11 protein-coding genes and 1 tRNA gene are annotated in these 11,809 nt (G+C 61.6%); all 12 read right to left on the bottom strand.

Translation table 11 applies throughout. The features are described from left to right. Nucleotides 1-136: 136 nt before the first annotated feature. Nucleotides 137-4,273: a DNA-directed RNA polymerase subunit beta gene (gene rpoB / locus NKH98_RS14945; RefSeq protein ID WP_254817143.1), complete on the bottom strand. Its 4,137-nt coding sequence runs from the start codon at nucleotides 4,271-4,273 to the stop codon at nucleotides 137-139. Nucleotides 4,274-4,555: 282 nt separating this feature from the next. Next, nucleotides 4,556-4,933 (bottom strand): 50S ribosomal protein L7/L12, encoded by a 378-nt coding sequence (gene rplL / locus NKH98_RS14950; RefSeq protein ID WP_140752948.1) that lies wholly within the window; start codon nucleotides 4,931-4,933, stop codon nucleotides 4,556-4,558. A gap of 54 nt (nucleotides 4,934-4,987) precedes the next feature. Beyond that, nucleotides 4,988-5,506, bottom strand: a complete 519-nt coding sequence (rplJ, locus tag NKH98_RS14955; protein WP_008875657.1) for a 50S ribosomal protein L10 — start codon at nucleotides 5,504-5,506, stop codon at nucleotides 4,988-4,990. A 392-nt stretch (nucleotides 5,507-5,898) separates the two neighbouring features. Then, the gene (gene rplA / locus NKH98_RS14960; protein ID WP_254817142.1) at nucleotides 5,899-6,597 is read right to left on the bottom strand and encodes a 50S ribosomal protein L1; all 699 of its coding nucleotides are present in this window, start codon (nucleotides 6,595-6,597) and stop codon (nucleotides 5,899-5,901) included. A gap of 4 nt (nucleotides 6,598-6,601) precedes the next feature. Continuing rightward, nucleotides 6,602-7,030, bottom strand: a complete 429-nt coding sequence (rplK, locus tag NKH98_RS14965) for a 50S ribosomal protein L11 (RefSeq protein ID WP_254817141.1) — start codon at nucleotides 7,028-7,030, stop codon at nucleotides 6,602-6,604. 159 nt (nucleotides 7,031-7,189) lie between these two features. Continuing rightward, nucleotides 7,190-7,717, bottom strand: coding sequence for a transcription termination/antitermination protein NusG (gene nusG / locus NKH98_RS14970; protein WP_006333333.1), 528 nt, complete (start codon nucleotides 7,715-7,717; stop codon nucleotides 7,190-7,192). Nucleotides 7,718-7,744: 27 nt separating this feature from the next. After that, nucleotides 7,745-7,948: a preprotein translocase subunit SecE gene (gene secE, locus NKH98_RS14975; RefSeq protein ID WP_023680439.1), complete on the bottom strand. Its 204-nt coding sequence runs from the start codon at nucleotides 7,946-7,948 to the stop codon at nucleotides 7,745-7,747. Between the two features lie 363 nt (nucleotides 7,949-8,311). Further along, nucleotides 8,312-8,387 (bottom strand) — tRNA-Trp (locus NKH98_RS14980). Nucleotides 8,388-8,464: 77 nt separating this feature from the next. Further along, a complete protein-coding gene (locus tag NKH98_RS14985; protein WP_352899438.1) occupies nucleotides 8,465-8,980 on the bottom strand; it encodes a hypothetical protein in 516 nt (171 codons plus the stop codon). Nucleotides 8,981-9,109: 129 nt separating this feature from the next. Further along, entirely contained in the window at nucleotides 9,110-9,592 is a 483-nt protein-coding gene (locus NKH98_RS14990) for a group II truncated hemoglobin (RefSeq protein WP_352899442.1), read from the bottom strand. Nucleotides 9,593-9,688: 96 nt separating this feature from the next. Then, nucleotides 9,689-11,482, bottom strand: a complete 1,794-nt coding sequence (locus tag NKH98_RS14995) for a COG3904 family protein (RefSeq protein WP_352899444.1) — start codon at nucleotides 11,480-11,482, stop codon at nucleotides 9,689-9,691. A 37-nt stretch (nucleotides 11,483-11,519) separates the two neighbouring features. Then, nucleotides 11,520-11,789 carry a hypothetical protein gene (locus tag NKH98_RS15000; protein ID WP_352899446.1) on the bottom strand — a complete coding sequence of 90 codons (270 nt, stop codon included), beginning with the start codon at nucleotides 11,787-11,789 and terminating at the stop codon, nucleotides 11,520-11,522. Nucleotides 11,790-11,809 lie beyond the last annotated feature (20 nt).

Here is an 11,809-nt window from a genome sequence, read left to right on the forward strand (position 1 = left end):
CGTTCTCCTTTTCGGGGTCCTCGAAACCCCTTGCATCTAGCGCGGGCCAAACGCCCGCCGACTTGATCGGCCATCGGCCGAAGAATTTGGGTGCGCCCCGGTCGCGAGAGCCCTCTCCCGCGACCGAGCGTCTTGCTTATTCGGCCGCGTCGGGCAGCCGGATCGGGTTTTCGTCGAGTTTGGTGTTCTCCAGCTCGACGTTGAGGCCGAGAGACCGCATTTCCTTGACGAGAACGTTGAAGCTCTCGGGGATGCCGGCCTCGAAGGTGTCGTCGCCTCTGACGATCGCCTCGTAGACCTTGGTGCGGCCGGCGACGTCGTCCGACTTCACCGTCAGCATCTCCTGCAGCGTGTAGGCGGCGCCGTATGCTTCCAGCGCCCAGACCTCCATCTCGCCGAAGCGCTGGCCACCGAACTGCGCCTTGCCGCCCAGCGGCTGCTGGGTAACGAGCGAGTACGGCCCGATCGAACGCGCGTGGATCTTGTCGTCCACAAGGTGGTGAAGCTTGAGCATATATATATAGCCCATCGTCACTTTGCGATCGAACGGTTCGCCGGTGCGTCCGTCATAGAGCTGCGACTGACCGCTGGTGTGCAGGCCTGCCTGCTCCAGCATGATGTTGATGTCGGCCTCGTGCGCGCCGTCGAACACCGGTGTCGCGATGGAGACGCCGCGGCGCATCTGCTCGCTGAGGCGAATGATGCTCTCGTCGTCATATTCGCGGATCGGCTCGTTGCGGTCGTTGGCCGGCATGAAGCTCTCGAGCGTCTTGCGCAGCGGCTTGATGTCGCCCGCCGTCTTGTACGCGTCGATCAGATCGCCGATCTTCTTGCCCATTCCGGCGCAAGCCCAGCCCAGATGCGTTTCCAGGATCTGGCCGACATTCATGCGCGACGGCACACCCAGCGGGTTAAGCACGATATCGGCATGCGTGCCGTCCTCGAGGAAAGGCATGTCCTCGACCGGAACGATCCGCGAGACGACACCCTTGTTGCCGTGCCGGCCGGCCATCTTGTCGCCGGGCTGCATCTTGCGCTTCACGGCCACGAAGACCTTAACCATCTTCATGACGCCCGGAGGCATTTCGTCGCCGCGCTGCACCTTCTCGACCTTGTCCATGAAGCGCTGCTCGAGCGCCTTCTTGGAATCGTCGTACTGGCCACGCAGGGCTTCCAGTTCGCTCTGGAGCTTTTCGTTCTCCACGGCAAACTGCCACCACTGCGAACGCGGATACTCGTCGAGCGTGTCCTTCGACAGCTTCGAGCCCTTCTTGAAGCCCTTCGGCCCGGCAATCGCTTCCTTGCCGACGAGAACGTCGGAAAGACGCGAATAGACGTTGCGGTCGAGGATCGCCTGCTCGTCGTCGCGGTCCTTGGCGAGGCGTTCGATCTCCTCGCGCTCGATCGCCATGGCGCGCTCGTCCTTCTCGACGCCGTGGCGGTTGAAGACACGCACTTCGACGACGGTGCCGAAGGTTCCCGGAGGCATGCGCATCGAGGTGTCGCGCACGTCCGAGGCCTTTTCACCGAAGATGGCGCGCAGCAGCTTTTCTTCCGGCGTCATCGGGCTTTCGCCCTTCGGCGTGATCTTGCCGACCAGGATGTCGCCCGGCTGCACTTCCGCACCGATGTAGACGATACCGGCCTCATCGAGGTTCTTCAGCGCTTCTTCCGAGACGTTCGGGATATCGCGCGTGATCTCCTCCGGCCCGAGCTTGGTGTCGCGGGCCATGACTTCGAATTCCTCGATGTGGATCGAGGTGAAGACGTCGTCGGCGACGATGCGCTCGGACAGAAGGATGGAATCCTCGTAGTTGTAGCCGTTCCACGGCATGAACGCGACCAGCACGTTCCGGCCAAGGGCCAGATCGCCGAGCTCGGTCGACGGGCCGTCGGCAATGATGTCGCCCTTGTTGACCCGGTCGCCCATGCGCACCAGCGGACGCTGGTTAATGCAGGTGTTCTGGTTCGAACGCTGGAACTTCATCAGCCGGTAGATATCGACGCCGGACTTGCCGGGATCGAGATCTTCCGTGGCGCGGATGACGATACGCGTCGCGTCCACCTGGTCGACGATGCCGCCGCGGCGGGCGCCGATGGCGGCGCCCGAGTCACGGGCGACGATCGGCTCCATGCCGGTGCCGACGAACGGCGCTTCGGCGCGCACCAGCGGCACGGCCTGACGCTGCATGTTAGAGCCCATCAGCGCACGGTTGGCGTCGTCGTTCTCGAGGAACGGGATCAGAGCCGCGGCCACCGACACCATCTGCTTCGGCGATACGTCCATCAGATCGACGTTTTCGCGCGGCGCCATCATCACTTCGCCGGCGTTGCGGCAAATGACGAATTCGTCGACGAAATGACCATTCTTGTCGAGCTCGGCATTGGCCTGCGCGACGTGGTGCTTGGCCTCTTCCATAGCCGACAGGTAAACGACCTCATTGGTCAGCTTGCCATTGACGATCTTGCGGTACGGGCTCTCGATGAAGCCGTATTTGTTGACGCGCGCGAAGGTCGCCAGCGAGTTAATCAGGCCGATATTCGGGCCTTCCGGCGTCTCGATCGGGCAGATGCGACCGTAATGCGTCGGATGCACGTCGCGCACTTCGAAACCGGCACGCTCGCGGGTCAGACCGCCCGGTCCAAGCGCCGAAAGACGGCGCTTGTGGGTGATCTCCGACAGCGGGTTGGTCTGATCCATGAACTGCGACAGCTGCGAGGAACCGAAGAACTCGCGCACGGCGGCAGCCGCCGGCTTGGCGTTGATCAGGTCCTGCGGCATCACCGTGTCGATCTCGATCGAGGACATGCGTTCCTTGATCGCGCGCTCCATGCGCAGCAGCCCGACGCGGTACTGGTTCTCCATCAGCTCGCCGACCGAGCGCACGCGGCGATTGCCGAGATTGTCGATGTCGTCGATCTCGCCCTTGCCGTCGCGCAGTTCGACCAGCGTCTTGACCACGGCCAGGATGTCCTCCTTGCGCAGCACGCGCACCGTGTCCTCGGCCTTGAGCTCAAGGCGCATGTTCATCTTGACGCGGCCGACGGCCGACAAGTCGTAGCGCTCGCTGTCGAAGAACAGCGAGTTGAACATGGCTTCGGCGGTCTCGAGCGTCGGCGGCTCGCCCGGGCGCATGACACGATAGATGTCGAACAGTGCGTCCTGGCGGCTCTCGTTCTTGTCGACGTTGAGCGTGTTGCGGATGTAGGCGCCGACGTTGACATGGTCGATGTCGAGAACCTTGATCTCGTCCTCGCCGGTGCCGAGCAGCACTTTCAGCGTCTTTTCGTCGATCTCGTCGCCGGCTTCGAGGAATATCTCACCGGTCGCATAGTTGACGATATCCTCGGCGAGATAGTTGCCGAGCAGATCCTCGTCGGTCGCCTTGATCGCCTTGAGACCCTTTTCGCCAAGCGCCCTGGCCTGGCGGGCAGTGATCTTCTTGCCGGCCTCGACGACGACCTCGCCGGTGTCGGCGTCGACCAGGTCACCAACAGCCTTGAGGCCGCGGAAACGCTCGACGTTGAATGGGATACGCCAATGGTCGCCGGCGCGCTTGTAGGTGATCTTGTTGTAGAAGGTCGACAGGATCTCTTCGCCGTCCATGCCGAGCGCCATCAGCAGCGACGTGACCGGAATCTTGCGGCGGCGGTCGATACGGGCGTGCACGACGTCCTTGCTATCGAACTCGATGTCGAGCCATGAGCCGCGATAGGGAATGACGCGCGCGGCAAACAGAAGCTTGCCGGACGAGTGCGACTTGCCCTTGTCATGGTCGAAGAAGACGCCCGGCGAACGGTGCATCTGCGAGACGATGACGCGCTCGGTGCCGTTGACGATGAAGGTGCCGTTCAAGGTCATGAGCGGCATGTCGCCCATGTAAACGTCCTGCTCCTTAATGTCCTTGATCGACTTCGCGCCGGTATCCTCGTCGATATCGAACACGATGAGGCGCAGCGTCACCTTGAGCGGCGCCGCGTAGGTCAGGTCGCGCTGACGGCATTCGTCAACGTCGAATTTCGGTCCCTCGAACTCGTACTTCACGAATTCCAGCATCGAGGAGCCGGAAAAATCGGAAATCGGGAAGACCGACTTGAAAACTGCCTGCAGCCCCTCGTCAGGACGCCCGCCCTTGGGCTCCTCCACCATCAGGAACTGGTCATAGGATGCCTTCTGAACCTCGATCAGGTTCGGCATCTCCGCAACTTCCGGGATCTTTCCGAAAAACTTGCGTACGCGTCTGCGGCCATTGAAAGTCTGGGTCTGGGCCATCGTCGCTCCTTAGCTCAATTCTCGGGACGAGCCTCGCCGCGGCTCGCCTTGCATCTCGGGCCACCTTGGCGGCCCTGTCTTGTTGCCCGCCGCCTGGAGGCGGCTTCTTGTCTTTTCACCCACCACCAATTGGTGGTGGGCCAGAAACGGGAGAAAACCCGTTTCCTGAAGGCCGGTTTGCGGCCCTCAGGAAAGAGGTTTTCGCACTCTTCGCGCTATGAGCCTCCCCTAGACGTGATGGGAGTGGCGGACGGCGCGACGCCATCCGCCGGTACTCAACGCTTACTTCAGTTCAACCTTCGCGCCGGCTGCTTCCAGCTGGGCCTTGAACTTGTCCGCGTCGGCCTTGGAAACGCCTTCCTTGACCGGCTTCGGAGCCGCCTCGACCAGGTCCTTGGCTTCCTTGAGGCCAAGACCGGTGATGGCGCGAACTTCCTTGATGACGTTGATCTTCTGAGCGCCTGCCTCGGTGAGGACGACGTCGAATTCCGTCTTTTCCTCGACAGGAGCAGCAGCGGCCGCAGCGCCGCCGGCAGCGGCAACCGCCACCGGAGCAGCGGCGGAAACGCCCCACTTTTCTTCAAGAAGCTTCGACAGCTCGGCCGCCTCGAGGACGGTCAGCTTCGAAAGGTCGTCTACGATCTTTGCCAGATCAGCCATTGCAATGTTCCTTCATAAGGTTCGAACGTGTGTTTGTGATAGCGAGGAACGGCCTCATGCCGCCTCGTCCTTCCGGGCGTAAGCGCCGATGACGCGCGCGACCGAGGCCGCAGGCGCATTGACGATCTGGGCGATCCGGGTTGCCGGCGTGGCGATCATGCCAACCAGCCTGGCGCGCAGCTCATCGAGCGACGGAAGTGTGGCGAGTGCCTTCACACCGTCGGCGTTGAGCGAGGTGGTGCCCATTGCGCCACCGAGAATGACAAGCTTGTCATTTCCCTTGGCGAAATCGGACGCGACCTTCGGCGCCGCAATCGGATCCTCCGAATAGGCGATCAGCGTCTGTCCCTTGAACAGCTCGATGATCGATGCGGAGTCCGTGCCCTGAAGAGCGATTTTGGCGAGACGGTTCTTCGCGACTTTGACGGTGCCACCGGCGGCGCGCATTTTCGACCGAAGGTCGTTCATTTGCGCGACGGTGATACCGGCGTAGTGGGCCACGACGACTGAACCAGCGCTTGAAAACGCATCATTCAGGCCCGTGACGAGTTCGCGTTTTTCCGCTCTGTCCACTGCCTATCTCCAGTTGACCCCTGCCCTCTACGAAGGACAGGCGTCGGGTTGCCTTTTTGCCGGCCGGGCCATCCAGTAACGGATCTCCCGAACGGCGCTCGAGGATCCTGCCCCCTTTCGCCACACCTGCCGGCAAGCCGGACGGTGCGCAGACAAAAGGCAAACACGGTTCGAACCTTTCATTGGAGCTTTCGCTCCGTTGTCCGGTCTTCACCCGTCTCATGCAGGCCCACATGAATTAAGGCCCACATCACCTAAGGCTTGGGGGCCGCCTGCAATCTCGGACAGGATGTCCGGAAGCCTTTCGGCTTCCGGTGCCGGGCCGCCGACAGGTCGGAGGCCCGGAATTCTTTCACGGATCAGCGTTTTAGCGGCCGATCCAATTGTTCGTATCAGGACGCTGCGAGCGTCGAGACGTCGAGCTTGAGGCCCGGGCCCATCGTCGAGGTGACCGACACCTTCTTGACGTAGTTGCCCTTGGCCCCAGCCGGCTTTGCCCTGGTCACCGCGTCTGCGAAGGCGCGGACGTTTTCTTCCAGCGCCTTGACGTCGAACGACACCTTGCCGACGCCGGCATGAACGATGCCGGCCTTCTCGACGCGGAACTCGACGGCGCCGCCCTTCGATGCCTTGACAGCGGCGGCAACGTCAGTGGTGACGGTGCCGACCTTCGGGTTCGGCATCATGCCGCGCGGACCGAGCACCTTGCCGAGACGGCCGACCAGCGGCATCATGTCCGGCGTGGCGATGCAGCGGTCAAAGTCGATCGTGCCCTTCTGGACGATGTCGACCAAGTCCTCCGCTCCGACGATGTCGGCGCCGGCGGCCTTGGCCTCCTCGGCCTTGTCGCCGCGCGCGAACACGGCGACGCGAACGCTGCGGCCGGTGCCGTTCGGCAGATTGACCACGCCGCGGACCATCTGGTCGGCATGACGGGGATCGACGCCGAGGTTCATCGCGACTTCGACGGTCTCATCAAACTTCACCGAGGAGCGATCCTTGAGCAGCTTCAGCGCCTCACCCAAAGCGTAAGCCTTGTTGGGGTCGATGCCTTCGCGGGTCTTCGATACACGCTTTGCAATCTTTGCCATGATCTCAGCCCACCACTTCCAGACCCATCGAGCGGGCGGAGCCCTCGACCATGCGCATGGCCGCCTCGACGTCGTTTGCGTTCAGATCCTTCATCTTCTGCTCGGCGATGGCGCGCACCTTGTCGCGGCCGATCGTACCGGCCTTGAGCTTGCCCGGCTCCTTGGAACCCGACTTCAGGTTGGCGGCCTTCTTCAGGAAATAGCTCACCGGCGGCGTCTTCATGACGAAGGTGAACGACTTGTCCTGGTAGTAGGTGATGACGACCGGAACCGGCGAACCCTTTTCCATTTCCTGGGTCTGCGCGTTGAACGCCTTGCAGAACTCCATGATGTTGATGCCACGCTGACCAAGCGCCGGGCCGATCGGGGGCGACGGCGTGGCCGATCCCGCGGAAACCTGGAGCTTGAGCTGGCCTGCAATTTTCTTAGCCATCTCTCTTCCTGCCTTTTCTCATGCCGGTCTTGCCGGCGGTTGCAGTCTGGTGGTGCGGTCCGCGCGGCCGGCTAAAGCCGCATTCGCCTCCCACCCGTTTTGGCCGCGCGATCTCCGCACCGCCTTCCCTGCCGCCGAAACCGGTGCAGGGATTTCGGATCAGCCCTTCTCGACCTGTCCGAATTCCAGATCGACCGGCACAGCGCGCCCGAAGATCGAAACTTCCACCTTGAGCCGCGCCCGCTCCTCGTCCACTTCCTGGACGAAACCGTTGAAGGACGCGAATGGTCCATCCGAAACGCGGATCGCTTCGCCGATCTCGAACGTCACCGACGGCTTCGGCCGCTCGACGCCCTCCTGAACTTGGTTCAGGATACGCTGGGCCTCGGCTTCGGTGATCGGCACCGGCTTGGAGTCGCCCAGGAAACCGGTGACCTTCGGCGTGTTCTTGACGAGCGAGAACACGGCGTCGGTCAGATTGGCCTTCAGCAGCACATAGCCCGGGAAGAACTTGCGCTCGGCATCGACCTTGCGGCCGCGGCGGATCTCGACGACCTTCTCGGTCGGCACCACGATCTGCTCGATGTCGGCGGACAGGCCCTTCTGCTTGGCCTTGTTCTCAATGTCCTCGGCGACCTTCTTTTCAAAGTTCGAGTAGGCGTGGACGATGTACCACCGCGCGGTCATTTCAAGACTTCTCCGTAATCGCCGGACTTACTGTCCGAGGCCGAGGATTTTTTCGACCGCAAAGCCCATGGCCACGTCTGCGGTAAAGAAAAAGATCATCGCGATGACCGCGAACACAAGGACCATCACCGTCGAGATCATCGTTTCGCGCCGCGACGGCCAAGTGACCTTGGCGGTCTCCGCGCGAACCTGCTGGAGAAAAGTGAAGGGATTTGTGGTTTTCGAAGCCATATGCCGCTCTGTCTGCAGGACCCGTTGGCCGGGCCCCCTGGATGATCCCGCTGGCCGGGACGTGCCGCTTGAGCGTGCGTTCGCGCCGAATCAGCGCAATCATTTCGCCCATGCAAATCAGACGCGTAAAGCCGGCTTCCCAGCTCCACGCGTCGCGTGTCTGTCTCGTCTACATAAAACCGATTCTTGATCCACGCAAGTGGCAAGTGTCCGCTTTATGGCCAAACGCCGCCTCGGAACCATCCAGTCGTCCCGTCCCGGCTATGCGGCCCTTATGCCGCAACTTGTGCTATATGGCAAGTCACAAGCCGATTTTCAAAGGCCGCACTGCAAAGAATCGTTTTTAGGTATCCATTCAAAGAATGGCACGGGCAGCAGGGCTCGAACCTACGACCTGCGGTTTTGGAGACCGCCGCTCTACCAACTGAGCTATGCCCGTATGCGCATGTCGGCGCAGCAGGCGCTTCCTAAAAGCTTCCGTGCGCTCTGTAAAGAGCGACGTGCGCTGCCCAGCCTTCATCTGCGGAAGTCCAGGCGTCCTCCAGGCCATTTCCCGTCGATTCTCTGGTTGCTGACGATCAGGCCGACCCAGGGACGCACGATTTTCGGGTCGGTCAGATTGATATATTTTCCCACCAGCCCTTTCGCACCGACGCGGCGGGCATCGATGAGCCCCTTGCGCACGCCATCATGCCAATCGAACAATAGGTAAACTCTCTCTCCCGCCGTCTTCACCTCGCCCCGGCCGGACTTCCATTTATCCTTGCTATCACCCGGAATTGTGGGATCGCCACCGCCGTTCCATCGGCTGGACCAGCTGCCTTCGATGGTGTCGTTGCGGTCGCGGTCGCTTTCGGTGCCCCACGTTTCGGCGTTTTCATCACTTGCAGTTCCCTCCAGTTTCACGCTGGCGGCGAACGCCGAGACCTCCTCGTCGTCGGGAGTGGGGACGTCCATGACGCCAAATGGATTTCGAGTTCCGCGACCGCTGTCAAAGGCGCTGTCTGAACTTTTCTTGCCTTCCGATCTCATCGCAAGTCTCCGGTTCTCAGTGTGGCCCCGCCAGTCGACGGCGACTTCAAACCGTTAGCCTGGAGGACCGAAACCTCCATAGCCACCCGTTTTCCTGGCCGGCAGGGTTTTCGACCGAATCGTGCCCGGTCAGTCTCCCGAAGGCGGCTTGTAGGGGCCGCCCGGCACCCCCCAACCCCAGGTCGGCATTGGTTCGCTCTCGGGATCGCAGGTCGGGCCCTTGTTGGAGTTCATCTTGGCCAGCCGCGATCCCCATTCGACATAGCCCATGAAGGCCGAGCGGAATTCGGGATCGTCAGGCAACCCGATCTCGTCGGCGGCGTCGGCAAGAAGATTGATCCAGCGCCGGCGCTGCTCCTCGGTCAGATGCTTGCCGAGATGAGGCATCACCATCTCGCGATGGCCGCCATGTTTTTCGCTGTAGGTTTTCGGTCCGCCAAAGACTTCGCCGATGAAAGCCGCGACGTGAGCGGGATGGTCCGGCGACATGTGCTTGAACACCGGCCCGACGATGGGGTCCCGAGCGACTTTGTCGTAGAAGGTCTGGGTCAGGCGGTTCAGCGCTTCGGAGCCGCCGGCCCATTCGAACAATGTCGGGACATCCTGGCTCATTCGCTATCCCCCATGCTGATCTTCGCTGGACGATAGCGGAAATATCGAGCGCCGCTCAACCTGCCTCGATGGCCAGTTTCCGAAGCCGACGCGCCTCTACAATTTGGCGGGCGCCTCGGCCTGTGCATTGGGCGAGAGCACCACGCGGCAATTGTCAGGCTTCGGCACCGATCTGCAGAGGGTGGCACCCATTAGCTCGTCCACTGATTGCGGCCCAGTCGTCAGTCCGACCCTCAGCATCACGTCAGGTTCGAGCTGACGTTCGACAGGAATGCGCTGAAGCGCCATGAACAGATCAGGGTTGATTGCCATCTCGTCAAGGTAAGCCTTAATCAGTTGGTCTTGTTCCATCAGGTAAAGGCTGAGTAGCGCCCGTGAACCGACAAGCCGCCTGACGCCCCCAGCCAGCATCAGCGCGCAGGCCGAATCGCAGTCGCCTTTCGCATCGCTGGCCACTCCGGCATAGGCGCCATCTTTGGCCAAGCAATTCCACTCTCCCGGGTCGCAGCCAACGAAATCGGTGCGGGCAACGGCGACGTCGAGCTTCTTTTCACGGATAAGTCGCCCCACCGCCAGAGCGCTGAACAAGTCGCCACCTCGCGAGCTCACCACTATAGGCAGCCGCCGGCTGCCAAGCGTTGCGAGGAACTGGCCCAGCTTCTGCCGGGTCCGGCTCGTGATTACGCCTTGGGCTGATATCCATTCCGGGCAGTCGGGATTGCAGGACGAATTGCTGCCACGAACCATCACGAAGCGCATCTCGGGTGCCCCACCCCGCGCTGCCCCGAGCGGCAGAGCCCACATCCATTCCGGGCAGTGGGGCTCGCATATCGGATCACTGCCGCGAACGAGTATGAAGCCCTTGTCCGGCGCCTCCTTTCCTGGCGCTACCTGGACCGGCTGAGCAGGTGCCTCCCTGACCGGCTGAAAAAGGGGGACTTGAGCCGGCTGAGAAGGTCCGGCCTTCGCCTCGATCGCTGCCACCTTGGCCAGTTTGGCATTCGCAGGGATCTCTCTGCAGTTCGTCGGCGCAGGACTCCGCCGGCAAATGCCCGCCTGCGTAAGCATGTCGAGAGAGTCCCTGCTGGTGACCAGCTTCATCGTCAGCATGTCATCGAGGGCGATCTGCCGGATTTCGCTGGCGGGCGTGGCCTTCATTCTGTCGAGCACGCCCCGTTCGACACCCATCTCCCTGAGATAGGCCGAAAGCCTCCTCTCAATCGCCTTGCTCATCTCATAGGTCTTGTAGCCGACATTGTCTTGAGTGACGGTTTCTGTGGTGATCTTGTATTTTTTGCCCCGCACAACTCGATAGGTGGTTCGATATTGCCGTGTTGTGCGGAAATGAGTCGTAGTGATCTGATGGACGCCTAGATAGGCCCAACCGCCGACCACGCGTCCGACGCCTCCGGCAAACATCAGCGGACACGCGGAGTTGCACATGGCGCCCCCGTCAGACGCAATGCCGAAATATGCGGCGCCCTTGCCGTCATTGGCTCGGCAGTCCTTCATCCCAGGCCAACAATCGGAAAACTTGGTCGTACCGACGGCGATATCGAGCTTGTTTTTGCGGATTATTCGACCAAGCTGGAGCGCCGCATCGACATTGCCGCCCGGGGAATTGACGATAATCGGCAGTTTGCGGCGGCCGAGCGTCTTCAATACGCGCTTGAGCTGCGCTGGCGTGCCCGCTTCTATGGCGCCTTCTGCCGAAATCCATTCCGGACAGTTAGGCTCGCAGCCGATCGCGTTGCTCCGCACGACTGCGAATCGCATGGGCGAGAGATCATCGGAGAATATCTTCGGATCGGTCCAAGTCGTCGGATCGGACCATTTCGGGAAGACATCCTCGGCCTTCGCCGCAAAGGCAACCATCGCAATTGCGACCATCGGCGCCAGGCGAACCAACCCGCGCCACCACCTTGCCCTACTGTTTGAACGGCGTTCTGGAACCACGCTTGGCAAAAGCCCCCTTGATGCAACCGATAATAGTTGCGGCGATGGTGCTTGCAATAGCTTTGAAACACCCGCGCAAGATTGTTCTGCCCGGAGTCAGCAGACGAAAAAGGGCGACCCGAAGACCACCCTTTCGCGTCCGATCTCGACCGGCAATGCCGGCGCCGATTACTCTTTGATGGATGCTGGCACCGACGGTCCGGCTGCCTGCACGGATAGCGAAGCGCAGCTTCTCTTCCATGGCGATCGGCACGATCAGCT

Source organism: Mesorhizobium sp. M0833, assembly GCF_040319905.1.
Classification (GTDB): Bacteria; Pseudomonadota; Alphaproteobacteria; order Rhizobiales; family Rhizobiaceae; genus Mesorhizobium.

Excerpts from the sequence above, each read along its gene's own strand:
- rpoB (WP_254817143.1), bottom strand. The coding sequence starts at position 4,273 with ATGGCCCAGACCCAGACTTTCAATGGCCGCAGACGCGTACGCAAGTTT.
- rplL (WP_140752948.1), bottom strand. The coding sequence starts at position 4,933 with ATGGCTGATCTGGCAAAGATCGTAGACGACCTTTCGAAGCTGACCGTC.
- rplA (WP_254817142.1), bottom strand. The coding sequence starts at position 6,597 with ATGGCAAAGATTGCAAAGCGTGTATCGAAGACCCGCGAAGGCATCGAC.
- rplK (WP_254817141.1), bottom strand. The coding sequence starts at position 7,030 with ATGGCTAAGAAAATTGCAGGCCAGCTCAAGCTCCAGGTTTCCGCGGGA.
- nusG (WP_006333333.1), bottom strand. The coding sequence starts at position 7,717 with ATGACCGCGCGGTGGTACATCGTCCACGCCTACTCGAACTTTGAAAAG.
- secE (WP_023680439.1), bottom strand. The coding sequence starts at position 7,948 with ATGGCTTCGAAAACCACAAATCCCTTCACTTTTCTCCAGCAGGTTCGC.
- NKH98_RS14985 (WP_352899438.1), bottom strand. The coding sequence starts at position 8,980 with ATGAGATCGGAAGGCAAGAAAAGTTCAGACAGCGCCTTTGACAGCGGT.
- NKH98_RS14990 (WP_352899442.1), bottom strand. The coding sequence starts at position 9,592 with ATGAGCCAGGATGTCCCGACATTGTTCGAATGGGCCGGCGGCTCCGAA.
- NKH98_RS14995 (WP_352899444.1), bottom strand. The coding sequence starts at position 11,482 with ATGGTCGCAATTGCGATGGTTGCCTTTGCGGCGAAGGCCGAGGATGTC.
- NKH98_RS15000 (WP_352899446.1), bottom strand. The coding sequence starts at position 11,789 with ATGGAAGAGAAGCTGCGCTTCGCTATCCGTGCAGGCAGCCGGACCGTC.